Source organism: Microbacterium sp. EB106-03-03-XG65 (assembly GCF_058791955.1).
Genome location: NZ_JBYTEB010000001.1, coordinates 29279 through 54237 on the forward strand (window position 1 = coordinate 29279; position 24959 = coordinate 54237).

Annotated in this window: 18 protein-coding genes; 6 read left to right on the forward strand and 12 right to left on the reverse strand. The window is 69.3% G+C overall.

Going from position 1 to position 24959, the window contains the following annotated elements; all coding sequences use genetic code 11:
- Nucleotides 1–170 precede the first annotated feature (170 nt).
- Together AC3WS6_RS00140 and AC3WS6_RS00145 are read right to left on the reverse strand one after the other, a co-directional pair.
- Nucleotides 171–1142 (reverse strand): electron transfer flavoprotein subunit alpha/FixB family protein, encoded by a 972-nt coding sequence (locus tag AC3WS6_RS00140; protein WP_492499046.1) that lies wholly within the window; start codon nt 1140–1142, stop codon nt 171–173.
- A gap of 1 nt (nt 1143) precedes the next feature.
- Nucleotides 1144–1920: an electron transfer flavoprotein subunit beta/FixA family protein gene (locus AC3WS6_RS00145; protein WP_492499047.1), complete on the reverse strand. Its 777-nt coding sequence runs from the start codon at nt 1918–1920 to the stop codon at nt 1144–1146.
- A gap of 131 nt (nt 1921–2051) precedes the next feature.
- Between AC3WS6_RS00145 and AC3WS6_RS00150 the strand changes: the two genes are divergently transcribed.
- Together AC3WS6_RS00150 and AC3WS6_RS00155 are read left to right on the forward strand one after the other, a co-directional pair.
- Complete coding sequence (locus AC3WS6_RS00150) at nt 2052–2588, forward strand: MarR family winged helix-turn-helix transcriptional regulator (RefSeq protein WP_492499048.1); 537 nt, start codon at nt 2052–2054, stop codon at nt 2586–2588.
- Nucleotides 2589–2621: 33 nt separating this feature from the next.
- A complete protein-coding gene (locus AC3WS6_RS00155; protein ID WP_492499049.1) occupies nt 2622–3065 on the forward strand; it encodes a YdeI/OmpD-associated family protein in 444 nt (147 codons plus the stop codon).
- A gap of 25 nt (nt 3066–3090) precedes the next feature.
- Here AC3WS6_RS00155 and AC3WS6_RS00160 read toward each other — a convergent pair whose 3' ends face one another.
- The 4 genes from AC3WS6_RS00160 to AC3WS6_RS00175 all read right to left on the reverse strand — a co-directional run bounded on the left by AC3WS6_RS00160 (nt 3091) and on the right by AC3WS6_RS00175 (nt 7616).
- On the reverse strand, nt 3091–3867 hold the full coding sequence (locus tag AC3WS6_RS00160; protein WP_492499050.1) for an enoyl-CoA hydratase-related protein: 777 nt from the start codon (nt 3865–3867) through the stop codon (nt 3091–3093).
- A gap of 94 nt (nt 3868–3961) precedes the next feature.
- Nucleotides 3962–4867: a 3-hydroxyisobutyrate dehydrogenase gene (gene mmsB, locus AC3WS6_RS00165; protein ID WP_492499051.1), complete on the reverse strand. Its 906-nt coding sequence runs from the start codon at nt 4865–4867 to the stop codon at nt 3962–3964.
- Complete coding sequence (locus tag AC3WS6_RS00170; protein ID WP_492499052.1) at nt 4864–6045, reverse strand: acyl-CoA dehydrogenase family protein; 1182 nt, start codon at nt 6043–6045, stop codon at nt 4864–4866. Before AC3WS6_RS00170 ends, mmsB begins: the two co-directional genes overlap by 4 nt.
- Nucleotides 6046–6113: 68 nt before the next feature.
- On the reverse strand, nt 6114–7616 hold the full coding sequence (locus tag AC3WS6_RS00175) for a CoA-acylating methylmalonate-semialdehyde dehydrogenase (RefSeq protein ID WP_492499053.1): 1503 nt from the start codon (nt 7614–7616) through the stop codon (nt 6114–6116).
- A 194-nt stretch (nt 7617–7810) separates the two neighbouring features.
- Here AC3WS6_RS00175 and AC3WS6_RS00180 point away from each other — a divergent pair, with 194 nt between their 5' ends.
- On the forward strand, nt 7811–9850 hold the full coding sequence (locus AC3WS6_RS00180) for a beta-galactosidase (protein WP_492499054.1): 2040 nt from the start codon (nt 7811–7813) through the stop codon (nt 9848–9850).
- Nucleotides 9851–9942: 92 nt separating this feature from the next.
- Here AC3WS6_RS00180 and pulA read toward each other — a convergent pair whose 3' ends face one another.
- Together pulA and AC3WS6_RS00190 are read right to left on the reverse strand one after the other, a co-directional pair.
- Nucleotides 9943–15972, reverse strand: a complete 6030-nt coding sequence (gene pulA / locus AC3WS6_RS00185; RefSeq protein ID WP_492499055.1) for a pullulanase-type alpha-1,6-glucosidase — start codon at nt 15970–15972, stop codon at nt 9943–9945.
- A gap of 169 nt (nt 15973–16141) precedes the next feature.
- Nucleotides 16142–16786, reverse strand: coding sequence for a hypothetical protein (locus tag AC3WS6_RS00190; RefSeq protein WP_492499056.1), 645 nt, complete (start codon nt 16784–16786; stop codon nt 16142–16144).
- A 401-nt stretch (nt 16787–17187) separates the two neighbouring features.
- Here AC3WS6_RS00190 and AC3WS6_RS00195 point away from each other — a divergent pair, with 401 nt between their 5' ends.
- Nucleotides 17188–18168, forward strand: coding sequence for a putative endonuclease domain-containing protein (locus AC3WS6_RS00195; RefSeq protein WP_492499058.1), 981 nt, complete (start codon nt 17188–17190; stop codon nt 18166–18168).
- Nucleotides 18169–18251: 83 nt separating this feature from the next.
- On the opposite strand, the gene AC3WS6_RS00200 is transcribed toward AC3WS6_RS00195, so the two are convergent.
- Nucleotides 18252–19436, reverse strand: a complete 1185-nt coding sequence (locus tag AC3WS6_RS00200; RefSeq protein ID WP_492499059.1) for a thiolase family protein — start codon at nt 19434–19436, stop codon at nt 18252–18254.
- A 202-nt stretch (nt 19437–19638) separates the two neighbouring features.
- Between AC3WS6_RS00200 and AC3WS6_RS00205 the strand changes: the two genes are divergently transcribed.
- A complete protein-coding gene (locus AC3WS6_RS00205) occupies nt 19639–20226 on the forward strand; it encodes an antibiotic biosynthesis monooxygenase (protein WP_053097861.1) in 588 nt (195 codons plus the stop codon).
- Between the two features lie 360 nt (nt 20227–20586).
- On the opposite strand, the gene AC3WS6_RS00210 is transcribed toward AC3WS6_RS00205, so the two are convergent.
- Complete coding sequence (locus tag AC3WS6_RS00210) at nt 20587–21486, reverse strand: LysR family transcriptional regulator (protein ID WP_492499061.1); 900 nt, start codon at nt 21484–21486, stop codon at nt 20587–20589.
- A gap of 93 nt (nt 21487–21579) precedes the next feature.
- Here AC3WS6_RS00210 and AC3WS6_RS00215 point away from each other — a divergent pair, with 93 nt between their 5' ends.
- Nucleotides 21580–22245, forward strand: coding sequence for a type 1 glutamine amidotransferase domain-containing protein (locus AC3WS6_RS00215; protein WP_492499062.1), 666 nt, complete (start codon nt 21580–21582; stop codon nt 22243–22245).
- A gap of 235 nt (nt 22246–22480) precedes the next feature.
- Here AC3WS6_RS00215 and AC3WS6_RS00220 read toward each other — a convergent pair whose 3' ends face one another.
- Together AC3WS6_RS00220 and araA are read right to left on the reverse strand one after the other, a co-directional pair.
- Nucleotides 22481–23410: an aldose 1-epimerase family protein gene (locus tag AC3WS6_RS00220; RefSeq protein ID WP_492499063.1), complete on the reverse strand. Its 930-nt coding sequence runs from the start codon at nt 23408–23410 to the stop codon at nt 22481–22483.
- Nucleotides 23410–24933, reverse strand: coding sequence for an L-arabinose isomerase (gene araA, locus AC3WS6_RS00225; RefSeq protein ID WP_492499065.1), 1524 nt, complete (start codon nt 24931–24933; stop codon nt 23410–23412). Before araA ends, AC3WS6_RS00220 begins: the two co-directional genes overlap by 1 nt.
- Between the last annotated feature and the right edge of the window lie 26 nt (nt 24934–24959).

A 24959-nucleotide genomic window follows, 5' to 3' on the forward strand; every position in this document is an offset into this window, starting at 1 on the left:
CGACGAAGCCGATGCGGCCCCCTGGTCGTTGAGCGAGGACGACGAAGTCGACCGAGACGAAACGCCCTCACCGACGCGGGACGCCACCTCGGCGACGGCATCCGCCGGCGGCCACGGCTCGCCGCCGGGCACGCGCGGCAGACCGCGCCTGAGCATCCGCGTCGCCATCGCTACTTCTTCCGGGCCTCGAGGCCCGCGATCACCTGCGGGACGATCGTGAACAGGTCACCGACGATCCCGAAGTCGGCGACGTCGAAGATCGGCGCCTCGCCGTCTTTGTTGATCGCGACGATGTTCTTCGCCGTCTGCATGCCCGCGCGGTGCTGGATCGCACCCGAGATGCCGAGCGCGACATAGAGCTGCGGCGACACCGACACTCCGGTCTGGCCGACCTGATGCGACTGCGGGATGTATCCGGCATCCACCGCGGCGCGGGATGCGCCGACCGCTGCGCCGAGAGCGTCGGCGAGCTCCTCGACGAGCACGAACTTCTCCTTCGAGGCGAGTCCGCGGCCGCCCGAGACGACCCGGGTCGCGCCGCGCAGCTCGGGCCGCGACGAGGTCGACTCGACTGCTTCGATCGCGCCGACGGTCGCCGCGGCGGCACCGGATGCCGTCACGCTCAGCGTCTCGACGGCGGGCGAGGCGACCGCCTCGGCGCGTGCATCGACCGCGCCCTGACGCACCGTGATGACCGGAGCGCCGAACGTCGGAGCCGACTCGGTGAGGTACGCGCCTCCGTACACGGAGTGGTGCGCGACCATGCCCTCGTCATCGCGCGAGACGCCCACCGCGTCGACCGACAGCGCCAGCTTCGCGCGCACCGCGAACCGCCCGGCGACATCCCGTCCGCTGATCGAGTTCGAGATCAGCACGGCATCCGGCCGCACCTGCTCGAAGGCCGCGTGCAGTGCGTCGACGATCGGCGCCGTGAGCACCGTCGGGTCGGCGTCGGCCGTGAGCACGACAGACGCGCCGGCCGCAGCCACCTGAGCCGCTGCGTCGGCGGAGCCTCCGACGACGAGCGCGACCGGAGCGCCGACCGTCGACGCGGCGCCGATCAGTGCCGCCGTGCTGCTGGCGGGGGCACCCGCGGGGTCGAGGTCGACCAGGACGAGGATCGGGTTCTCGGGGTAGGTCATGTCACACCAGCCTGTTCTGCACGAGGTACTCGACCAGCTTCTCGGCGGCATCGCCCTCATCGACGATCTTCACGCCCGCCGCACGCGGCGGCTTCTCGGCGACCGCGGTCATGATCGTGCGCGGAGCGAGGGCAGGATCGGCGGAGACGCCGAGGTCGTCGAGGGTGAGGACCTCGAGCGGCTTCTTCTTCGCCGCCATGATGCCCTTGAAGTTGGGGAAGCGCGCGTCGGGCAGCGCCTCGGTGATCGAGATGACGGCGGGGAGGGATGCCGAGATGGGCTGCGCTCCGGCATCCGCCCCTCGGGTTCCGGTGATGCCGTCCGCGGAGATCTCGACCGAGGTCAGCGCGGTCGCCTGCGCCCAGCCGAGGTGCTCGGCGAGCATCGCCGCCATCACGCCACCCGAGCCATCGGTCGACAGGTTGCCGGTGATCACCAGGTCGGGCTCGCCGCGACGGATCGCAGCGGCGAGCGTCTCGGCCGTGAGTCCGAGGTCGGCCCCCGCGAGCTGCCCGTCGGCGATGTGCACTGCGGAGCCTGCGCCGATCGCGAGAGCCCTGCGCACCGACGCCGTGGAACCGCCCGGGGCCATCGCGACCGCGACCACCTCGGTGCCCTCGTTCTTGTCGGCATGACTCAACGCCACTTCGAGCGCACGCTCCGTGATCTCATCGAGCACCACGTCGCCGGCGCCTCTGTCGGCCAGGCCGGTCTCGAGGTTCAGCTTGCGGTCGCCATAGGTGTCAGGCACCTCTTTGACCAGGACGAAGATCTTCATCGATTGCTCCTCACGACTGCGTCGATTCTAGTCCCTTGATACTGAGTTCCACCCGACGAGCGACTGAGGACCACCCGCCGTCTCGCGGGCGAGGTCCCGGCTGCGGCGACGCGATGGCCTACCGTAGAACCGTGAACCGACCGCGTCCGCTGCCCGTCGATCCGCTCGCCGAGGCGAAGCGGCAGTGGCTCGCGCACGGATGGACGGATGCCGCCGACGGCATGACCGTCGTGACCTCCGTCATGCGTGCTCAGCAGCTGCTGCTCGCGCGGGTCGATGCGACGCTCAAGCCCTTCGCGCTCAGCTTCGCCCGCTACGAGATGCTGCGTCTGCTGGCGTTCAGCCGGTCGGGTCGCCTGCCGCTGTCGAGCGTCGTCGCCCGACTGCAGGTGCACGCGACGACCGTCACGAGCACCGCCGAGAGACTCGTGCGCGACGGACTCATCGTGCGCGAACCGCATCCGCACGACGGCCGTGCGGCACTGCTCGCCCTCACCGAATCGGGCCGAGAACTCGTGGGCCGCGCCACGGATGCCCTCAACGCCGACGTGTTCGCCGACCCGGGCATGAGCCGGGATGATGCCGCTGAGCTCGTCGCGATCGTCGCCCGAATGCGCAAGGCCGCCGGCGACTTCGCCGACCCCAAGCCGCAGCCCGAGCCGCTCTGACATGGCAGAAGGACGCGGGCGTACACTGCCCGCATGAGCGAACTGCGCCTGCACACGATTCTCGAAGGACGCGGCCCCGCGGCCGCGGTCATCCTCACCGACGAGCAGGTCGCCTCGTTCGGAGCGGGGAAGACGTTCCCCGTCGCGGTCACGATCGCCGGCCGCACCGCCCGCCTGCGCCTGGCGCGCATGGGCGGCCAGAACATGATCGGGTTCAGCAAGGTCGTGCGTGCTGACCTCGGTGTCGAGATCGACCAGGAGGTCGATGCGGTCATCCGGCTGGATGCGGCCGAGCGCACTGTCGAGGTGCCCGCCGCCCTCGCCGAGGCGCTCGACGCCGACGCTGCGCTGCGGACCGCCTTCGAGGCACTCCCCTATTCCGTGCGCAAGGAGCACGCCCGTTCGGTCGCGGAGGCCAAGCAGGATGCGACCCGCGAGAGACGCGTCTCGAAGATCGTCGAGGCGTTGCGCGGCTGAGGTCCCCCGCAGAAGAAACCGTGCCTCAGCGGTTCTGGAAGTCGGGCGCACGCTTCTCCCGGAAGGCGGACATGCCTTCCTTCTGGTCAGCGGTGTCGAACAGCTCGGCGAACGCCCGCTTCTCATGGGCGAGGCCATCGGCGAGCGTCGTCTCCATCGCCGCGTCGAGCGCGGCCTTCGCGGCGAACACCGACGGCAGCGATTTCGACGCGATGGTCTCGGCGAGCGTCGTGGCCTCGGCGAGAAGCTCGGATGCCGGCACGACGCGCGACACGAGGCCCGAGCGCTCCGCCTCATCGGCGCCCATGAACCGGCCGGACAGCACGAGTTCGGCAGCCTTGTAATAGCCCACGGCACGGATCAACCGCTGCGTGCCGCCCATGCCGGGGATCACGCCGAGGTTGATCTCGGGTTGGCCGAACTTCGCCGTGTCGGCAGCCAGGATGATGTCGCACATCATCGCGAGCTCGCATCCTCCCCCGAGTGCGAAGCCCGAGACGGCCGCGATCACGGGGGTGCGCACCGCCGCGAAGTCACGCCAGACGCCGAAGTGGTCGGTCTCGCGCATCTCGGAGGCCGTCATGCCCTCCATCTCCTTGATGTCGGCGCCGGCGGCGAACGCCTTCTCCGACCCGGTCACGACGATGGCGCCGACCCCGTCATCGAGGTCGAACGCCACGGCGGCCGCGGTGACCTCGTCTGCGACCCGGCTGTTCAGGGCGTTGAGCGCCTCGGGGCGGTTCAGGGTGATCCACCCCACTCGTCCGCGCTGGTCGACCAGGATCGTCTCGTACTCGGTCATGAAAGGTCCCTCTCCGTTCGAATCGCGCACTTTGCACATCTGAGGGCCGGATCACTGCATAGTGCGCGATTCGAAAGCGCCTCTGAGACGATCGTCACACACGACCGTCGCGGATGTCGGTGATGATGCCGGAGAAATCTCGGTTCGCGCCCTCCCCGGCGGCGAAGGCGGCGTAGAGCTGCTGTGCGAGTCGGCCCATCCGCGCATCCGTCGACGTCTGCTCGATCGCCTGCAGCGCGAGGCCGAGGTCCTTGGCCATCAGCGCACCCGCGAAGCCGGGCTGATAGTCGCGGTTCGCGGGGCTGGTCGGCACAGGTCCCGGCACCGGGCAGTTCGTCGTGATCGACCAGCACTGCCCGGATGCCTGCGACACGACGTCGAATAGCGCCTGGTGCTCGAGCCCGAGCCGCTCCCCCAGCACGAACGCCTCGGCGACGGCGATCTGCGAGACCGCGAGCACCATGTTGTTGCACACCTTCGCGGCCTGGCCGAGTCCTGATCCGCCGCAGTGCACGATGCGCTTTCCCATGATCTCGAGCACCGGCAGCGCGGCGGCGAAGTCCGCGTCCGAACCGCCCACCATGAACGCGAGCGTGCCGTTCTCGGCGCCGACGACTCCCCCCGAGACGGGAGCATCGATGTTGCGATGCCCCGCGGCGAGCGCGAGCGCGTGGGCCGCCCGGGCCTCGTCGACCGCGATCGTCGACGACTCGATGAACAGGGTGCCGGGCCGGGCGGCGGCGGCGAGCAGCTCGGTACGGTACGCGTCGATCACGTGCCGTCCCGCGGGGAACATCGTGATGACGACGTCGGCGTCGGCGACGGCATCCGCTCCGCTGGCCGCGATGGGGATGCCGGCGACCCGTGCCGCCTCGACAGCCGCGGGCACCAGGTCGAAACCGCGCACCTCGTGCCCTGCGGCGACGAGGTTCTTCGCCATCGGCAGCCCCATGTGACCGAGACCGAGGAAGGCGATGCGGCTCTTCGACGACTCGTTCATGATGCGCTCCGCATCGAGGTGGACCCCGCCGGTCGGAGCATCTCGCGTCCGACGATCAGGCGCATGATCTCGTTCGTGCCCTCGAGGATCTGGTGCACCCGCAGGTCGCGCACGACCTTCTCGATGCCGTAGTCCTGCAGATACCCGTAGCCGCCGTGCAGCTGCAGCGCGCGGTTGGCGACGTCGAATCCGGCATCCGTCGCGAAGCGCTTGGCCATCGCGCAGCGCATCGTGGCATCCGGGGCGTGCTCGTCGACCGCAAGCGCCCCGTCGGTCACCATGAGGCGAGCGGCCTGCAGATCGGTGCGCATGTCGGCGATGGCGAACAGGATCGACTGCTTTTCGGCCAGCGGCTCGCCGAAGGCCACGCGCTCGTGCACGTACTGCACCGCCCGGTCGAGGGCCCACTGGGCGCCTCCGATGGAGCAGGCCGCGATGTTCAGGCGACCGCCGTTGAGCGCCGACATCGCGATCGCGAAGCCACGGCCCTCGTCGCCGAGCATTCCGGATGCCGGGATGCGGACGCCGTCGAGGATCACCTGACGGGTGGGCTGGGCGTGCCATCCCATCTTCTTCTCCGGCGCACCGAAGCTGAGCCCCTCGGCGTCACCCGGCACGAGGAAGGCGCTGATGCCCCGGGCACCCGGCTCGCCGGTGCGGGCCATCACGACGTAGACCGCGGCCTCGCCCGCGCCCGAGATGAACTGCTTCACGCCGGTGAGCAGATAGTCGTCTCCGTCGCGCACCGCGCTCGTGGCGACGTTCGCGGCATCCGATCCGACGCCCGGCTCGGTGAGGCAGTACCCGCCGAACTCCTGCATCGCGGTGAGAGCGGGCAGCCACCGGCCGCGCTGCGCGTCGTCGCCGTAGGTGTCGATCATCCACACCACCATGTTGTGGATCGAGATGTAGGCGGCGACGGCGGGGTCGCCCTTGGCGAGCTCTTCGAAGATCGCGACGGTGTCGGAACGGCTGAGCCCGGTGCCGCCGTACTGCTCGCTCACGTAGATGCCGCCGAGGCCGAGCTCTCCGGCCCTGCCGAGCGACTCGCGGGGGAAGATGTGCTTCTCGTCGCGCTCGGCGGCGAACGGCGCCAGCTCGGTGTCGGCGAACTCGCGCACCGCGTCGAGAATGGCCTCGCGCTCTTCGGCGGTGGTGGTGACGGTGGTCGTTGTCATGTCGATTCCTCGGGTCGTGCGTTTCGTCTCGGGCGGCTTCGCCGGCCTCGCTCAACGAACAAGAATTGTCAGTGCATGGTGGGGATCACGAAGCTGGCGCCCTCGCGGATGCCCGCAGACGGCCAGCGGCTGGTGACCGTCTTGGTCTTCGTGTAGAAGCGGAAGGCATCGGCGCCGTGCTGGTTGAGGTCGCCGAACCCGCTGCGCTTCCAGCCGCCGAACGTGTAATACGCGATCGGCACCGGGATGGGCACATTGACTCCGACCATCCCGACCTCGACGCGGGCGGCGAAATCGCGGGCTGCATCTCCGTCGCGCGTGAAGATCGCGACGCCGTTGCCGTACGCGTGCTCGGACGCCATGCGCAGCGCCTCCTCATAATCCGCGGCGCGGGCGATCACGAGCACCGGCCCGAAGATCTCCTCGCGGTAGATCGCCATGTCGGTGGTCACGTCGTCGAACAGCGTCGGTCCGAGGTAGAAGCCCTGCTCATGCCCGGGAACCGTGAAGCCTCGGCCGTCGGCGAGAAGCGTCGCACCCTCGTCGACACCCTGCTGGATGTACCCCTCGACGCGTTCGACCGCGGCCCTCGTGACGAGTGGTCCGTAGTCGACGTCGGATGCGAGGGACGGGCCGATGCGCAGCTGCGCGACACGCTGGGTGAGCTTGGCGGCGAGAGCATCCGCCGTCTCCTGCCCCACGGGCACTGCGACCGAGATCGCCATGCAGCGCTCGCCCGCCGAGCCGTATCCTGAACCGATCAGCGCGTCGACGGCCTGGTCGAGATCGGCATCCGGCATCACGATCATGTGGTTCTTGGCGCCGCCGAAGCACTGCGCCCGCTTGCCGCGGGCCGCGGCGGTCGAGTAGATGTACTCGGCGATCGGCGTCGAGCCGACGAAGCCGACAGCGCGGATGCGGTCGTCGGTGAGCAGCGCGTCGACCGCCTCCTTGTCGCCGTGCACGACGTTGAGCACACCCGCGGGGAGGCCCGCCTCGAGGAACAGCTCGGCGATGCGCACCGGCACCGACGGGTCGCGCTCGCTGGGCTTGAGGACCACGGCGTTGCCCGCGGCGAGGGCGGGTCCGGCCTTCCACAGCGGGATCATGGCGGGGAAGTTGAACGGGGTGATCGCGGCGACCACGCCGAGCGGCTGGCGCATCGAGTAGACGTCTATGCCAGCGCCCGCACCCGTCGAGTACTCGCCCTTGAGCAGGTGCGGGGCTCCGGCGGAGAATTCGATGACCTCGAGGCCGCGCTGGATGTCGCCCTTCGCATCGTCGACGGTCTTACCGTGCTCGCTCGCGAGCAGCTCGGCGAGGGACTGCATCTCGCGCTGCACGAGATCGAGGAACCGCAGCAGCACACGCGCGCGCTTCTGCGGATTGGTCGCCGCCCACTCGGTCTGGGCAGCCTCGGCGTTCGTGATCACGTCGGCGACGTCTGCCGCGGAGGCCAGCGGCACGCGCGCCTGCACGGATCCGGTGCTCGGATCGAACACGTCGGCGAAGCGTCCACCCTCGGGGGTGAGGTGCTTTCCGCCTATGAAGTGGGGAATGGTGCGAGTCATTGTGCGATGTCCCTTCGCGCCGTCGTTGGCACTATGTCGATGGTACTTCGATGCCCGGACATTTACTAGGACGTCCTCCTACTTTCGAATAGCGCACTTTGCAGTTCCAGGGGTGTCGTTTCTGCAAAGTGCGCTATTCGAAGCATGCAGGGGGCGGCGCGGCGCCGGAAAACGCTTGCCGATAGGGTGGGTCCATGCACTACGGCGCCGACTACAACCCGGAACAGTGGCCACGCGACGTCTGGCCCGACGACGTGCGACTCATGCGCGAAGCGGGCGTGACGCTCGTGAGCCTCGGAATCTTCTCGTGGTCGCGCATCCAGCCTGCCGAGGGCGAGTTCGACTGGGAGTGGCTCGACGAGATCATCGGGCTGCTGCACGAGGGCGGCATCCAGGTCGACCTCGCCACCGCGACCGCATCCCCACCCCCGTGGGCCTCGACCGCGTATCCCGAGATGCTGCCGCAGGATGCCGACGGCTCGACCTTCTGGCCGGGCAGCCGTCAGGCCTTCGCGCCGTCGTCGCCGGTCTACCGCCGCCTCGCCGCCGAACTCGTCACCGCTCTCGCCGAGCGCTATGCGCAGCATCCGGCCGTCGTGCTGTGGCACGTCAACAATGAGTACGGATGCCACCTGCACTACGACTACTCCGACGCGGCGCGCGACCACTTCCGCGTGTGGCTCGAGCGCAAGTACTCGACGATCGACGCATTGAACCACGCCTGGGGCACCGACTTCTGGTCGCAGCGGTACACCGCGTTCGATCAGATCGTGCCGCCGCGCAAGGCTCCGTACAGCATCAACCCGACCAGCGTGCTGGACTTCAAGCGCTTCACCTCCGACACCCTGCTCGAGCTTTACGTGATGGAGCGCGACATCATCCGCGCCTCGGGCGCCACCCAGCCGATCACGACGAACTTCATGGGTGCGTTCCCGCCGGCCGACTACTGGAAGTGGGCGGCCGAGGTCGATGTGATCAGCGACGACAACTACCCCGATCCCAACGACCCCGAGTCGTTCCGCGGGGCGGCGTTCGCACGCGAGCTGATGCGCGGGCTCAAGCCGGGGGCGCCGTGGATCCTCACCGAGCAGTCGACGAACGCGCTGAACTGGCGTCCGACGAACGCGCCCAAGGCACCGGGTCAGATGGCGGCGATCAGCGCGCAGGCCATCGGTCGTGGTGCCGACGGCATCATGTTCTTCCAGTGGCGGCAGTCGCGCCGAGGCAGCGAGAAGTTCCACTCGGCGATGGTGCCGCAGGCGGGTCTCGACACCCGCACCTGGCGAGAGGTCGTCGAGCTCGGCGGTCAGCTCGCACAGCTCCCCGAGATGCCCGATGTCGCCTCGGGGGCGAAGATCGCTCTCGTCTTCGACTGGGAGAACTGGTGGGCGATCGACGGGCGCGACCACCCGATCGCGCTCGACTACCTGACCCTCGCACACCGCTGGCATGCCGCATTGCACCGCCAGAACCTCGCCGTCGACATCGTCAACACGACCAGCGACCTCAGCGCGTATTCACTGGTGGTGGCGCCCCAGCAGTATCTGCTCGGCGACGAGGGAGCGGCGAACCTGCGGGCGTACGTCGCGCAGGGCGGCAACCTGTTCGTCTCGGCGTTCAGCGATGTCGTCGACCAGGACGACGCCTTCCGCGAGGGCGGGTTCATCGTGTCGTTGCGCGATGCGCTCGGCGTCGCCCTCGAGGACTTCGGTGCGCTGGTCCCGCCCGAGTCGGTGCGCCCGGCCGACTCTGCGGGCGAGGTGGCGAGCCACGCCCGCCCCGACGGGCCGGGCCAGTCCGAGGCACCGCTCGACGGCCCTGCAGGGCGCATCGTCGGCCAGTACTTCGCAGAAGAGCTGCTGGTGCAGGATGCCGAGGTGCTGGGTCGTTTCACCGAAGGCCGCACCGAGGGCCGAGCGGCGTTCACCCGTAAGGCGTTCGGCCAGGGCCACGGCTACTACCTCGCGACGATCCCGGACGACGCGGGCATGGCCGCCGTGCTCCGCTGGCTCGCGGCCGAGGCCGGCGTGACCGCCGAGATCGAGGGTCTTCCCGAGCACATCGAGATCGCCCGCCGCGGCAACATCCTCACGGTCATCAACCACAGCACCGAGCCCGTCACGGTCGACGTGTCGGGCACCGATGTGCTCACGGGGTCGACCGACGTGCGCCGCGACCTCGGCGCCTACGGATGGGCCTTCATCGACACGGGTGCTGCGACAGAAGTCGGCTGATCACCTGCGCTGATCGGGACACGCGGACGGATGCCGGGGCCTCACGCCCCGACATCCGTCCGTCGCCCGATCAGTGCCCGCTCAGTGCCCGCTCAGTGCACGATCACGGGGAGCGGCAGCCGCACGCGTGAGTCCTGCCAGGGTTCGGTCCCCTCGAACCGCACGGTCAGCAGGTGCAGACCGCGTCCGAGCTTCGGCACGGTCACGGTGACCCGGCCGTGGTGCTCGGACGTGACCTGCACGGTCGCGACGACTACTCCACGGTCTCGCACGACCACCTCGCCGACGGGATCGCTGCCGTCGGCCGATGTGACCTGCACCTTCACGGCGGCACTCCTGCCCGACTTCACCAGCAGGTCGGAGGTCGCGCGCACCGTCGTCTCGATCGGCTGCAGCTGGTCGTCGACGAGCACGGCGACCGACCGCGCGGGAATGGTCACGGTGCCGGTCGCGGCATCCCAGGTCGTGGCTTTGACCACGGCATCCGATCCGTTCGCCTGAGCCGGCGTCAGCGCAAACGAGCGTCCGGCCAGGCCCGCCACGGTCTGCGTGACCGGCGCGGGAGAGGAGTTGAACGCCACGAGCGCACCGTCGAGATCGGCGTCGGAATCGGGCCCGACCAGATCGTCGATCTGCATGAGGATCACGCCCGGCGCTGCGCCCTCCCCGCCGTTGGGGAACGTGACCTTCTGCTGGATCAGTTCGGCCGAGCCGAGCCGCAGCAGATCGACCTCCTCGCGGACGCGCAGCAGATCGAGAGCGGATGCCTCGGCGGCCGCCATGTCGGCCGCGGCCGGCTTGAGCGCCGGGTCGGCGAGCAGCGGCGCCATGATCGGCCACTTCTCCTGGTTGTCGGCAGCGGTGGGGAGACCCGAGCCGAACGTCGACTCCTGACCCGTCCAGTCGATGCGGTTGAACCAGTCACCCGAGTTGTAGCTGTTGCGATCGAGGGACTTCGACCGCAACAGCTCGGTGCCGGCGTGCCAGAACGACGGAGACTGCGAGAGCGTCACGGTGGCGAGTTCCACCGTGTTCATGCGCGCGCGATCGGCCATGGTGGTGTCGGCCGGGAGCTTGAGCACGGAGAGGTCGTAGAGCGTCTCGTTGTCGTGCGCGTCGACGTAGTTGATCACCTCGTCGGGTTGATCGGCATAGCCCGCCGCAGAGCCGCGGTAGTCGATCGCCTCTCCCGCCGTCACCGAGCCGTCACTCGTCGTGAACGAGAAGTCGCGCAGATTGCCCGCGAGTCCGAGCTTGACGAGATCGGTCTCGTGGCCGAGGTCGGCGAGCGCCTGCTCGACCGTGCCGTTGATCGGATCGCCGTTCGGGTCCGTGCCGAGTCCGGTGCCGAAGCCCTGACGGAACGTCGACGACGAGTCGACGGGGCTGCCGCCGTGCACGGCATCGCGCAGCCGGTCGTTGAACGTGCCGATGCCGGTGCCTCCCAATTGGCCCTGGGCGGCCTGCTCGAACAGCGCGTTGTCGGCCACCTCGCCGAAGTTCCATCCCTCGCCGTAGAGGAGGATCGCCGAGCCGTCGACGCCGTCCTTCTTCAGGGTCAGCGCATCGAGCGCGTCGCGGATCGCCTGCATGTTCGTCGTCGAGTGGTGACCCATGAGATCGAAGCGGAAGCCGTCGACCTTGTAGTCGCGCGCCCAGGTCACGATCGAGTCGACCATGAGCTTCTGCGCGGCGAGGTGCTCGGTCGCGACGTTCTGGCAGCACGTCGAGGTCTCGACGCCGCCCGCGGCGTTGAGCCGGTGGTAGTAGCCGGGCACGACCTGATCGAGCACCGAGGTCTCGGCCTGACCGGATGCCGCGGTGTGGTTGAACACCTGATCGAGCACGACCTGCAGGTCCATGTCGTGCAGCGCGCCGACCATCGACCGGAACTCGCTCACCCGCGCGCCGCCGTCGGCGTCGACCGCGTACGAGCCCTCGGGCGTCGAGTAGTGGTACGGGTCGTACCCCCAGTTGAAGCCGTCGGCATCCGCGACCGCTTGGATGCACGCCTGCTGGGCCGAGTCGGCCGGGCCGAACGAGGCGAGGTCGCAGTCGGGCACTGCTTGCGCCGCGCGGTCCTCCTCGATGGACGCGATGTCGAACGACGGCAGCAGGTGCACGGTGTTGATGCCGGCATCCGCGAGCTGCCTCAGCTGAGCCGTGCCCGCGCTGTCGCGCGTGAAGGCCAGATAGGTACCACGCTCGTCGGCCGGAACCGTCTCATCGCTGATCGAGAAGTCACGGATGTGCAGCTCGTAGATCGCACGGTCGACCGCGCGCTCGACGACGGGCGCTTTCGCCTTCTGCCACTGCTTCGGCTGCCAGGCCTTGTCGTCGAGGTCGATGGCGACCGAGCGCTGCGAGTTCAGGGTGAGCGCCGTCGAGGAGGGATCGGTGACCTGATTCGTCTCGATCGCACCGGTCGTCGGAGCGTAGACCACGACCTCCCAGAGGAACTCGTCACCCTTGAGGTCCTTCGATCCTGCGACCGACCAGACACCGGTTGCGGCATCCCACGTGGCCTCGTGCCGAGCAGGGTCACCCTCGGCACCCTCGTTCCAGGTGAGCAGCGTCGCGCTCTGCGCGGTCGGCGCCCACAACCGGAACGTCGGCTTCTTGCCCGAGAACGTCACGCCCAGATCGAGATCGTCGAGGGATGCGGCATACAGGTCGTCGAGGACTCCGGCGATCTGCACGCCCGTGAACGCCGTGAGCGCTCCGGCTCCGTCGCGCTGGGCGACCGCCAGCTGCGTGCGCAGCAGCGCCGCCGCATCGGCATCCGTCACGCGCAGCGCGAGGTAGCCGTCGAGAGCAGGGAACCGAGCGAGCTGCTCGTCGGTCAGGCCACCCTCGATCGCCTCGAGCGCGACCGGCTCGGCACCCGTGACATCACCGTCGACCACCGCGAGTGAGGCGTCTGCCGAGGAGTACAACTCGTAGGCAGCCCTGTCGGTCGCGCCAAGATTCGCGGGCCAGGCAATCGTCTCGGCATCGACCCAGTGCGCGCGCTGCTCTCCGGTGCCCGGGAGCTGCGGGTCGGCGCTGGTGACCTCGAGCACGTGCGTGGCCAGGGTGTAGCGGAACGACGTCACCGTGCCCTCGCTGGCGCTGAACGAGATGTTCGCGCCGCCCGGCACTCCGTCGGCACCGTAGTTCTCGTCCCAGCTGAGATCGTGCGCCACCTTGAGCTCGTAGGCGCCGGTCGGCAGGTCTGCGGTCGAGAACTCGTACACGCCGTCGCGGTCGCCGTCTGCCATCAGGGTGCCGAGGCAGTCGGGCGACCAGTCGGCCGCGCAGCCGAGCTCGTCCTGCAGGGACCCGGGCAGCGTCACGATGGGGCCGTCGGCCGTGGACTGCACGATGTTCGTGCGCGGGTCGAAATAGAACGTGATCGGCCCGCCCGGGTGCGTGAGCGTGACGTTCGCGCCGTCGGGCACGCCGTTCGCCCCGTAGTTGATCGCCCAGCTGCCGTTGATCGCGGCCTTGTACTCGTAGTCGCCGGCGGGCAGATCGAAGGTCCCCTCCCACACGCCGTCGGCACGCAGGGTCAGCTTCGCCTTCTCGCACGCAGGGTCCCAGTCGCCCGCACAGCCCATCTCGGAGTTGAGGCTGCCGGGCACGGTCACCATGTCGATCGGGGACTCGGGCTCCTCGCCAACCTCGAGCGTCACCGCGTTGCCGACGGATGCATCCGTCGACGCAGCCGCGTGGTTGCCTCCAGCATCGGTCGTCACCGCCCGGTACTCGAGGAGCGTGCCGTTCGCGAGGTCGCGGATGTCGTGGAAGACGCGCGGATCCGTGTCCTCCGCGGTTCCGAGCGCGTGCCATTCGTCGGAGCCGACGACCCGCCAGGCGAAGCTCGTCTGAGCCCACTGGTCAGCGATGTCGGCCTGCACCGCGGACTGTCCGGTGACACCGGCTCCGGCGGCGGGCGCGGATACCTCGACGGATGCCGCCTCGGCTGGCGCGGTGACGGTGGAATCGGCTTTCCAGACCACGGCCGACAGGGGCGGAACCGTGATCGAGGCGGCCGCACCGGCATCCGTGGCGAGGGGAGCGGCGTCACCGTAGAGCACCTCGTACGAGGCGTCGGCGGTCAGCGTCGTGACGTCGACGGTCTGCGCGGTGGCGGCGTTGTTCACCGCGACCAGGTACTCGACCTTGTCATCGGCATCCACGCGCGAGAACGCGTAGACACCCGCACCGGACGCGGCATACCGCTCGATCTGCGCGCCCTCGCTGAGCGCCGGGTTCGCCTCCCGGAGCTCCGACAGTGCGGCGATGTGCTGGTACAGCGCAGCATCCGTCGCGAAGCGGTCGACCGAGCCGGCCTGCTCGCCGGTGATGAGATTCTGGTTCGCGTAGTCGGCGACCTGCGTCGCGAAGAGCGATTGGCGTGCGTCCTTGTCGCCGCCGGGGCCGGTGAAGCCCTGCTCATCGCCGTAGTAGACGACCGGCTGGCCCCGGGTGAGGAACATGAGCTCGTGCGCCAGCTCGTCCCGCTCGAGCGGAGCATCCGTGGTCTGCAGGAACGATCCGACCCTGCCCATGTCGTGATTGCCGAGGAACGTGGGCAGTGCTGTGGACGACGAGTCGGGCGTCGTGTAGCGGTCGTCTCCCGCGAACAGGGACTGCAGGCCCTTGGCCGAGTTGCCCGACGCGTAACTGACGGCGGAGGACTGGAAGGTGAAGTCGAGGATCGAGTTCATGTCGGTGTCTCGCACGTAGGGGGCGAGCTTGACCGGGTCGGCGTCGTAGACCTCGCCGAACATGAAGAAGTCATCGTTGCCCTGCTCGTGCGCGTAGTCGAGGACGTCGGCCGTCCACTTCTCCCAGAACTCGAAGTTCACATGCTTGACGGTGTCGATGCGGAATCCGTCGATGCCGAGATCGATCCACCGGTCGTAGACCTCGACGAAGCCGTTGACGACGGTGGGGTGCTCGGTCATCAGGTCGTCGAGGCCGCTGAAGTCGCCGTATGTGACCGACTCCCCCGACCAGGTCGAGTCTCCGCGGTTGTGATAGAGCGTGGGGTCGTTCAGCCAGGCGGGAACCTTGACGTCGGCCTCGGCCTCGGCGACCACCGGCGTGTAGGGGAAGCTCGTCGTGGGGTCGAGCTCGGGGAACCCGTCGGTGCCCGCGTGGTCGGCCGGGTCGAACGCCGTGCCCGCGGCATCCGTGTAGGGACGCGTCGCCTGATCGATGTAGGAGTACTGCCCCTCGGCGTAGTCGATGACGTCGGCCGTGTGGTTGGTGATGATGTCGAAGTAGACCTTGATGCCGCGGTCGTGGGCCTCGGCGATCAGCGCCTGCAGCTCCTCGTTGGTGCCGAGGTGCGGATCGATGCGGGTGAAGTCGGTGATCCAGTAGCCGTGATATCCGGCCGAGGCGTTCGCCCCCTCGCCCTGCACGGGCTTGTTGGCGAAGCTCGGTGTCAGCCAGATCGCCGACGTGCCCAGCCCTTCGATGTAGTCGAGATTCTCTCGGATGCCGGCGATGTCGCCGCCCTGATAGAAGCCCTTGTCGGTGGGGTCGAAGCCGGTGGTGAGCCGGTCGCCCTCGAGGCCGCCGTTGTCGTTCGACGTGTCGCCGTTGGCGAAGCGGTCGGTCATCACGAAATAGAACTGCTCGCCCGCGCCGGCCTGTCGGGCCGGACTCGCGATCAGTGCGTCGTCGTCGGACGTGTAGCCCCCACGCAGATCTGTGGCCTCGAGCCCGACGCGCTTGAGGGTGTCGTCGAAGGTGAAGCGGAGAGTGGTCGGGCCGGCCACCGTCAGAGGGATGTTCTCGCCGCCGTCGAGTCCGTAAGCCTCGTCCCACGAGTCGTTCAGTGCCACCTTGTAGTCATAGCTGCCCGCGGGGACCTCGAACTCGGCGGAGTAGATGCCCTCGGCGCCCGTGGGCTCGAGCTCGGTCTCGGCGCAGTCGGGGGCCCAGTCCGCAGCGCAGCCGAGCTCGGACTGCAGCGAGCCGACGAGGGCCACCGTTCGCTCGGCAGCGGAGGCGGGAGAGCCACCGAGGGTGCCGGCTGCGCCGAAGCCCGAGACGACGAGCGCGATGGCCGAGAGAAGGGCGAGCGGACGTGATGCGGTCGTCTTCGACCGAGCCGGCTTGAACAAGTGATGCTCCCTGGGTGGCGGCGGACACGACGACGTGTCCGCAGGCTTGCGAGTGAAGCTAGCAGGGCTTGGTCGCGGACTGCAAGCGCTTGCAGAAGAGCTCTGGCGAAAAGTCAGGGGTGCACGTGATCAGGCTGGCTGAAAGTCGCAAGCGCTTCCAGGCACGCCGTCATCGCTGCGGGGGAAGGATGAAGCCCGTCTCGTAGGCGAAGACCTCGCCGTTGACGTCGCCCACCGTCGTGATCGTGTACGGGCTGAGGTTCACGGTGTCCCCGACGTGGAGGTCTGCGACGTACACCTGGGTGTCCGGATCCACGGAACTGACGCCTCCGCGCCGCACCGAGTTCAGCGCGTCCAGGTAGTAGAAGCCGACGCAGAAACGATCCAGGATGGCATCGTCATAGTCGCCGGACGCGACTTCGTACGAGGCGAGTGAGCCGTCTTCGGCGTACTGCACCGTACCCGTCGCCCCCTCGCGGGCACCGTAGTCGTGCATCCTCGAATACAGGTCGACGTTGAGCAGTCCGCTGGGCAGGATGATCCCTCCTCCGTCCGCACGCATGCAGCTCGGAGTGGGCTCGGGCGTCGGAGTGGGATCGGTCGTGAGATCGGCCTTGGCCGAATCGGGAGGCTCGGCCGATGTGGCCGACTCGGCCCGCTGCTCGGTCGAGGCCGCGCCTGACGCCGACGTGGTCGTCGGGGACGACGCGGGTGCCCCGGGCCCCGCCGCGACGCATCCGGAGAGAAGGATGGTCGTGCCCGCCAGCAGACCGAGGAGTGCTGCCCTCGCTACGACGCTGATCCGCTGTGCCATTCCTGCATTCTGGCGTGATTCGTGATCGAGCGGCCACCTTCTTTTTCTTCATCGCTACGACTCCGGGGTGTCTCCGTACCCTGAAGTGGCGGCGACAGAAGGGGGATTTCTCGCCGCGTTCACCGCCCGGACACCTTGGCGGACTACAACTGCAGGTGCGCGGACACAGACTCAGACCGGATCGGGTAGTCACGTCATCCGCGCATGACGGTGAGCGTCTGCTCCCGAAGAGACCCCCGCCGAATCGGGTCGGCGGGGGTCTTCTCTGTCCACGGTTCCCTTCGAATCGCTTGCTTTGCAGTTCTCGGCCCGCTGATTCTGCACAGTGAGCGATTCGAAGCCAGCCGGGGGCTGTGGATAACGGCATCCGCCGAGCACTGCAGCGTGTCAGCGTGTCAGCCATGACGCCACGAGAGAACCTCCCCGACGAGTTCCGCGGCACCGGATTCTCGGTGCATATCGCCCGGCTGCATGGCGTGAGCCGCAACCGCCTGCGCGGCGCCGACCTCGAAGCCCCGTTCTTCGGCGTGCGTGCTCCCGCCGGAACCGTGCCGACGTTCGACGGCATCGCGGACCCCTACGAACGGCAGCGTCGCGCGCGGGTCGGCCGTGCACGCGTCTACGCTTCGCGACTGCACGCCGGCCACTTCTTCAGCCATCAGACGGCCGCGTCGATCTGGGATGCACCGCTGCCTCTCGAGTTCAACGATGCCGAGCAGATCGCCGCATACAGCGACCTCGAGCTGCACGTCAGCGCCGCCGGGCACACGCCCTTCCCTCGCGCGAGCGGCATCGTCGGTCATCGGACGCTGTCGAGCATGACCGAGATCATGGTGCACGACGGCCTGCGCGTCACCTCACCCGCGGCCACCTGGGCGTCGCTCGGGGGACTCTCGCTGTTCGACATCGTCGCGATCGGCGATCACATGTGCCGTGTGTGGCGAGAGGGAAGGGGCAGACCGACGCCCGGACGCGCACCGCTCACGACGCTGACAGATCTGCAGACGATGCTGGATGCCGGTCGACGGCGCGGGGCGGCACGGCTCAGGGACGCACTCGGACTCGTCCGCGAGGACTCCTGGTCGCCGCGCGAGACGCGAGCGCGCTGCATCCTGGTCGCCGGCGGCCTTCCGGAACCGGAGCTCAACGTGGACCTCTACGACGAGCGCGGGCGATTCCTCGGATGCGTCGACATGGTCTACCGCGAGGCGCGTGTCGTCATTGAGTATCTCGGCATGCTGCACGGGGAGCAGTGGGCGGCGGATGTGGAGAGGCTCGCACGGCTCCGCGCCGCGGGGTGGATCGTCATCGAGGTCAGCTCACCGCTTCTGCGTCGACCGGAGGAGCTGGTGCGGCGCGTGTCGGCAGCTCTCGGCGCCTGACTCCCGCGTTCGAATCGCCTACTTTGCAAGTTTCGGCCCGTCATTTCTGCACAGTGCGCGATTCGAACGGCAGGATGCCGGTGCTACAGGCGCTCGATGATCGTGGCGTTCGCCATGCCGCCGCCCTCGCACATGGTCTGAAGACCGAATCGACCGCCGACCGCGTCGAGATGGTCGATCAGGGTGCCCAGCAGGCGGGTGCCGGATGAGCCGAGGGCGTGCCCGAGGGCGATGGCCCCTCCCCGCGGGTTGAGTCTCGCGGCATCCGCCCCGAGTTCCGCCGCCCACGCAAGCGGGACGGACGCGAACGCCTCGTTGACCTCGTAGGCATCGAGGTCGTCGATCGTCAGCCCGGTGCGGTCGAGGATCCTCCGCGTCGCCGGGATCGGTCCCGTCAGCATCATCAGCGGATCGTCGCCGACCACCGTGAACCCGTGGAACCTCGCTCGGGGCGTGAGACCCCACGCCTCGGCGCGCTCAGCGCTCATCAGCAGAGCGGCCGATGCCCCGTCGGTGAGCGGCGACGAGTTGCCCGGCGTGATGCGCCAGTCGAGGTCGGGGAACCGTGCGGCGAGCGCATCCGTGCGGAACGCGGGACTCAGCCCCGTGAGGCCGTCGGCCGTCGTCCCCGCGCGGACGGTCTCGTCCGCGACGGCATCCGGTGCCTCCGCGACCGGAATGACGGTGCGGTCGAAGAAGCCCGCGGCCCAGGCATCCGCAGCCCGCCGATGCGATTCGGCGGCGTATTCGTCGAGCGCAGCGCGGTCGATGCCCCAGCGCCGGGCGATCAGCTCGGCCGACACACCCTGGTTCACGAGCCCCTCGGGGTAGCGCGCACGCAGGCGCGGCGACATCGGCGACCCGCCCGCCGCCGACGACCCGAGCGGCACCCGGCTCATCGACTCGACCCCGCCGACGATCACTGCGTCATACGCCCCGGCCATGATCCCCTGCGCGGCGAAGTGCACGGCCTGCTGACTCGACCCGCACTGGCGGTCGATCGTCGTGGCGGGGATCGTCTCGTCGAATCCGGCAGCGAGCACTGCCTGCCGCGCGATGTTCGACGACTGGTCGCCGACCTGGCTCACGCAGCCGAGCAGCACGTCGTCGATCTGCCGGGATTCGAGCCCGCTGCGCTCGAGGATCGCGGCGAGCGCGCCCGCTGCCAGATCGACGGGATGCACGCCCGAGAGCGCACCGCCCGGCTTGCCGCGCCCGACGGGAGTGCGGACGACATCGACCAGGACGGCTTCGGTGCGCGTGCTCATGCGTCTTATTCTCGCCCTCGAGCCGCGTTCGAATCGCGCACTTTGCAAGAATCAGCCGCCGAAATCTGCAAGGTGCGCTATTCGAAAGGGTGGGTGCGGCATCCGGCATCCGAAATACAATCGTTGATGCGCCCGCATCCCGGCGCATCCCCACCGTCGAGGCGCCCGTGACCCGGGCGACCGCAGTCTCCGAGGACCCACCATGTCCAGCGAACCCATCACCGTCTCCATCCGCCGCGAGGTCGACCCCGAGCATGTGGCAGCCGCCACCGCCTGGGTGCAGACCGGCGTGAATCTGGCGCACCGGTACCCGGGATTCCTCGGTTCCGGGTGGGTGCGCGACGGCGAGGACTCGCACGTCTGGCACATGCTCTACCGGTTCTCCGACGAGAAGTCGCTCGTCGCCTGGGAGCAGTCCGGCGAGCGCGAGTGGTGGAAGTCGACCGGCGAGCAGTTCGTGCGCAGTGAGCGCGTGCGCCGCCGCACGGGCATCGAGGGCTGGTTCGACGAGCCGACCACCGACACCATCACCCTCCCCCGCGCCGACGGCTCGACGACGACCGTCGCGATGGTCAGCACTCCGCCGCGGTGGAAGCAGGCCGTGTCGATCTGGCTCGGCTTCTTCCCGCTGAACCTCGCCTTCACCTATGCGCTGAGCCCCGTGCCCGGCTGGAACGAGCTGCCGATCTGGCTGCGCGTGCTCGCGACGACCGTCGTGCTCACGCCGATCATGACCTACTGGGTGCTGCCCTGGGTCACGCGCACGCTGCGCCACTGGCTCAACCGCTGAGGCTCGGTCGCCACTGCCGCATCGGGTCTGCCGCACCTGCCGTGTGCGGTCCGTCCGTGCGTGCGTGCATGAGGTGCGTGCGTGCGTGCATGAGGTGCGTGCGTGCGTGCATGAGGTGCGTGCGTGCGTGCATGAGGTGCGTGCGTCCGTGAGGTGCGGCATCCGTCCGTCGTGTGCGTTCGCCGCGCGAGCGGCTGCACATCTGTGAGGCCGGGCGGTGCATCTGTGCGGGGCCACTACCGCATCCGAATCGGGCGTTTCCGATGCGAAACTGACCCCGCACCGAATGGTGGATGCGAAACTGACCCCGCACCGGACTCCAGATGCGCACCTGACCCCGCACCGCCGCCGCGACGAGCGTCAGAGGTCCGCGACGGCGGCGCGCAGCGCCTTCTCCACGGCCGCGCCCCCGTCGGATAGCGGACCCGGTCGCCGCACGAGATACAGCGTGTTGATCGGCGGATCCTCGGTGGGTCGCAGGTCGACGAGTCTGCCATCGGCGAGTTCGTCGGCGATCAGGTAGGTCGGCAGGGCGGTGACGCCCGCCCCCGCAACCGCAGCGGCGGCGAGCGCGCGCAGGTCGGGGAAGACGAGAGCCGGTTCCCGGTCGAGGCGGATGCCGAACACGTGGCGCCAGTACCGTCGGACGATCGGGACGTCTCGGTCGTATGCCAGCAGAGGCACGTGCGCGAGCGCGTCCGGCGAGAGGGCCGGAGACGGGTCGATGCTCAGCGACGGCGAGGCCACGAGCACGAATTCCTCGTCGAACAGCGGCATGCTCGGAAGCGCCCGTCCGCGAGGTCGCACGGCGGAGATCACCAGGTCGAGGCTGCCGACCCTCAGCTGATCGAGCAGGTCGTCGGCCAGGCCCGTGGTCACCGCAAGCCGCAGTCCGCCGGCGACAGCACTCGCGAGCGCCGGGGCTGCGACGGCGGCCAGGAACTCCCCCGCCCCGCCGAGGCGGATGACCGGCGGTTCGAGGGCCGGGTGGGTGCCGAGAGCATCCGCCAACGCGTCGAGCGGGCCCGAGAGCCGCGCGGCGAGCTCGTCGGCTCGGGGCGTCGGACGGATGCCGCGGGCATGACGGACGAACAGCGGCTCGCCGACGCTCGCCTCCAGCGCCTGCAACTGCGTCGTGACCGACGACTGCGCGAGTCCGAGCCTGCGCGCCGCCGCCGACACCGACCCGGATCGGTGCGCGATGAGGAAGGTGCGCCACAGCCCCAGGTCGGGCAATCCATCGGAATTCCGATTGCTCATATCGGCAATCTATCGGAATCGTTCGTCGCGGCGGGCCGTTGTCCTGGATATCGCATCCGCACGGCATCCGTCGTCCGAACCTTGGGAGCATCCATGTCATCCGTCCTCTTCGTCGTCTCCGGCGCCCGCACCTGGACCCTGTCCGACGGCACCGAGCACCCCACCGGCTACTGGGCCGAAGAGCTGCTCGCCCCCTATCGCCTGCTCACTGCCGCGGGGCACGACGTGGTGTTCGCGACACCCGGCGGTGTCGCGCCGGTCGCCGATGCGTCGAGCCTCGGCGACGGGGATGCCGCGGCGCTCGCGGAGATCCCGGGGCTCAGCACTCCCCTGGTGCTCGCCGATGTCGACGGCGCCGACTACGCGGCCGTCTACTACCCCGGCGGGCACGGACCGATGCAGGACCTCGCTGTGGATGCCGATTCGGCGGCGCTCATCTCGGCGACCGTCGCGGCGGGACGTCCGCTGGCCGCGGTGTGCCACGGGCTCGCGGCTCTGCTGCCCGCACGCGATGCTGCGGGCGAGCCGCTCGTCGCCGGACGGCGCATCACCGGATTCTCCGACGAGGAGGAGCGCATCGGAGGGCTCGCGGACCGCGCGCCGTTCCTGCTCGAGACCTCTCTGCGCGAGCTCGGCGCCGACATCGACGTGACCGACCCGTGGAGCGATCACACGATCGTCGACGGACTGCTCATCACCGGCCAGAACCCGCAGTCGTCGGCATCCGCAGCCCGGGCGCTGGTCGCGGCACTCGCCTGATCGGAGAGGCGCGGTGCGCAGCCGCGACATCCGTCACCCGCACCCGCACCCGCACCCTCACCCGCACCATGCGTGCGGGGCCAGTTGCGCACCGGAAACGCCCCATTCGGATGCCGAACTGGCCCCGCACCGGGTCCCGGATGCCGAACTGGCCCCGCACCGGGTCCCGGATGCCGAACTGGCCCCGCATCGGCGCCACGACCGTGCCGCGAGCGACTCGGCCGGCCGCCACGCGTCAGACCGCGGCGATCCGCCAGGATGCTGCGTGCGTCGCGCCGGGTTCGAGCACGACCAGGTCGGTCCCCGAGTTGAAGGCGTCCGGCGGGCAGGTCATCGGCTCGACAGCGAGGCCGATGCGGTGGATCGCGTCGATGCCGGGGTTGTCGGCCGTGTGCACCTGCACCCACGGGCAGCGTTCGTCGAACGTGATCGCGACGCCGGTTCCGGCATCCGTCACCACCCGCACCTCGGCCACTCCACCGTCGCGCGCGAGGCCCGTGAACGCGTGGTCGATGAACACGTCGGCGATGGGGCGCGCAGCGCGGAAGTCCCACTGCGGATGCTCGTCCACCCCCTCGAGCGCCACGGGGCTCAGCCGGTCGTCGGTCACGGTCAGGACCTCGGATGCCGGCAGGGTGAGCGTCCACTCATCCACCCGGCCGTCGGGCCCGGCCACGAGATACGGATGCGGGCCGGTGCCCCAGGGCGCAGCATCCGCCCCGAGGTTGCGCGCCGTGACGGTCTGCTGCAGGCCGTCGGCGTCGATGCGGTACTCGGTCTCGACCTCGACGCGGAACGGATATCCGGTCTGCGGCTCGATCACGGCCGCGAGCACGACGCGGTCATCGAGAACCAGACGATCCTCGAACTCGGCCCACGCGAGCAGGCCGTGCAGCGCCTGGCCACGGGCGGGCTCGGTGAGGGCCAGCTGATGCTCGGCTCCCCCGAACGTGTAGCGACCGTCGACGATGCGGTTGGGCCACGGCGCCAGGGTGGTACCCCGGTATCCGGGCCGCACCTCGTCGGCGTCGAATGGCACGACCAGGTCGCGTCCCTCGAACGTGAGCACGCGCAGCGAGGCTCCGACGCTCGCGATCACGGCCTCGTATCCGTGTCCGGCGATGCGCAGCTGCCGTCCCGAGCGCGGCCGACTCACTCCCGTCATCACAGCCCCTGCGCGAGTCGGTAGTAGGCCTGGTTCCAACGGACCTGCTTCTGGAACTCGGGGAGCGTGGTCGCATCGTCGATCACGAGGAGTTCGACCTCGGCCATCTCGGCGAAGTCGCGGAACGCCTCGAGTCCCACGGCCGTCGACATCACGGTGTGGTGCGCAGCGCCCGCGGTCAGCCAGGCGGCGGCCGAGGTGGTGAAGTCGGGGGCGGGCTTCCAGACGGCGCGACCGACCGGCAGGTTCGGCAGCGACTGGCGCGGCGGCACGTTCTCGACGACGTTCGCGGTGAGGCGGAATCGGTCGCGCATGTCGCTCAGCGCCACGACGATCGCGGGTCCGGGGTCGGCGGTGAAGACCAGGCGCACCGGGTCGTCCTTGCCGCCGATGCCGAGCGGGTGGATCTCGAGCGTCGGCTTCGCGGTCGTGAGCGAGGGCGAGACCTCGAGCATGTGCGCCCCGAGGATCAGCTCGTCGCCGGGGGTCATGTCGTAGGTGTAGTCCTCCATGAGGCTCGCCCCGCCGGGGAGGCCCGCACCCATGACGTTCGCGACGCGCACGAGGATCGCGGTCTTCCAGTCGCCCTCGGCGCCGAAGCCGTAGCCCTCGGCCATCAGACGCTGCACCGCGAGACCCGGCAGCTGCTTCAGGGCGCCGAGGTCTTCGAACGACGTGGTGAAGGCGCCGAAGCCGCCCTCCTCGAGGAACGTCCGCAGGCCGATCTCGATCGCCGCGCCATCACGCAGCGACTGGTGGCGCTCGCCACCACGGCGCAGCTCCGGCACCACCTCGTACAGCTCTTCGTACTCGGCCACGAGGGCGTCGATCTCGGAGTCGGATGCCGCGGCGACCGCATCGGCGAGGTCGTTCACGCCCCACGTGTTGACCTGCACGCCGAAGCGCAGCTCGGCCTCGGTCTTGTCGCCCTCGGTGACGGCGACGAAGCGCATGTTGTCGCCGAAGCGCGCGAGCTTGAGCGACCGGGATGCCGCGAGGCCGGCCGCCGCACGCTGCCACGTCGCGATCTCCTGACGCACACGCGGGTCGCTCGCGTGGCCGACGACGGTCTTGCGGGGCACCCCGAGACGCGTCTGGATGTAGCCGAACTCGCGGTCGCCGTGCGCGGCCTGGTTGAGGTTCATGAAGTCGAAGTCGATGTCGGCCCACGGCAGCTCCACGTTCGCCTGCGTGTGCAGGTGCGCGAGCGGCTTCTGCAGCGCGTCGAGGCCGGCGATCCACATCTTCGCGGGGCTGAACGTGTGCATCCACGCGATCAGGCCGATGACCCGGTCGTCGGCGTTCGCCTCGAGCGCGGTGCGCTTGATGGCCGCTGCGTCGGTCAGGACCGGCTTCCAGACGATCTTCACGGGCACCTCGCCCGCCTCGTCGAGGATGCGGGCGATCTCCTGCGACTGCTCGGCGACCTGCGCGAGGGTCTCGGGGCCGTAGAGGTGCTGGCTGCCCGTGAGGAACCAGACCTCGTAGCCGTCGAGCGAGGTGGTGAGCGGGGTGCGGGTCATGAGTGGTCCTTCGGTGTTCCGGTATC

Excerpts from the sequence above, each read along its gene's own strand:
- araA (WP_492499065.1), bottom strand. The coding sequence starts at position 24,933 with ATGACCCGCACCCCGCTCACCACCTCGCTCGACGGCTACGAGGTCTGG.
- AC3WS6_RS00160 (WP_492499050.1), bottom strand. The coding sequence starts at position 3,867 with ATGACCGAGTACGAGACGATCCTGGTCGACCAGCGCGGACGAGTGGGG.
- AC3WS6_RS00145 (WP_492499047.1), bottom strand. The coding sequence starts at position 1,920 with ATGAAGATCTTCGTCCTGGTCAAAGAGGTGCCTGACACCTATGGCGAC.
- AC3WS6_RS00215 (WP_492499062.1), top strand. The coding sequence starts at position 21,580 with ATGTCATCCGTCCTCTTCGTCGTCTCCGGCGCCCGCACCTGGACCCTG.
- AC3WS6_RS00140 (WP_492499046.1), bottom strand. The coding sequence starts at position 1,142 with ATGACCTACCCCGAGAACCCGATCCTCGTCCTGGTCGACCTCGACCCC.
- AC3WS6_RS00175 (WP_492499053.1), bottom strand. The coding sequence starts at position 7,616 with ATGACTCGCACCATTCCCCACTTCATAGGCGGAAAGCACCTCACCCCC.
- AC3WS6_RS00155 (WP_492499049.1), top strand. The coding sequence starts at position 2,622 with ATGAGCGAACTGCGCCTGCACACGATTCTCGAAGGACGCGGCCCCGCG.
- AC3WS6_RS00170 (WP_492499052.1), bottom strand. The coding sequence starts at position 6,045 with ATGACAACGACCACCGTCACCACCACCGCCGAAGAGCGCGAGGCCATT.
- AC3WS6_RS00220 (WP_492499063.1), bottom strand. The coding sequence starts at position 23,410 with ATGACGGGAGTGAGTCGGCCGCGCTCGGGACGGCAGCTGCGCATCGCC.
- AC3WS6_RS00200 (WP_492499059.1), bottom strand. The coding sequence starts at position 19,436 with ATGAGCACGCGCACCGAAGCCGTCCTGGTCGATGTCGTCCGCACTCCC.
- AC3WS6_RS00180 (WP_492499054.1), top strand. The coding sequence starts at position 7,811 with ATGCACTACGGCGCCGACTACAACCCGGAACAGTGGCCACGCGACGTC.
- AC3WS6_RS00190 (WP_492499056.1), bottom strand. The coding sequence starts at position 16,786 with ATGGCACAGCGGATCAGCGTCGTAGCGAGGGCAGCACTCCTCGGTCTG.
- AC3WS6_RS00210 (WP_492499061.1), bottom strand. The coding sequence starts at position 21,486 with ATGAGCAATCGGAATTCCGATGGATTGCCCGACCTGGGGCTGTGGCGC.
- mmsB (WP_492499051.1), bottom strand. The coding sequence starts at position 4,867 with ATGAACGAGTCGTCGAAGAGCCGCATCGCCTTCCTCGGTCTCGGTCAC.
- AC3WS6_RS00195 (WP_492499058.1), top strand. The coding sequence starts at position 17,188 with ATGACGCCACGAGAGAACCTCCCCGACGAGTTCCGCGGCACCGGATTC.
- AC3WS6_RS00205 (WP_053097861.1), top strand. The coding sequence starts at position 19,639 with ATGTCCAGCGAACCCATCACCGTCTCCATCCGCCGCGAGGTCGACCCC.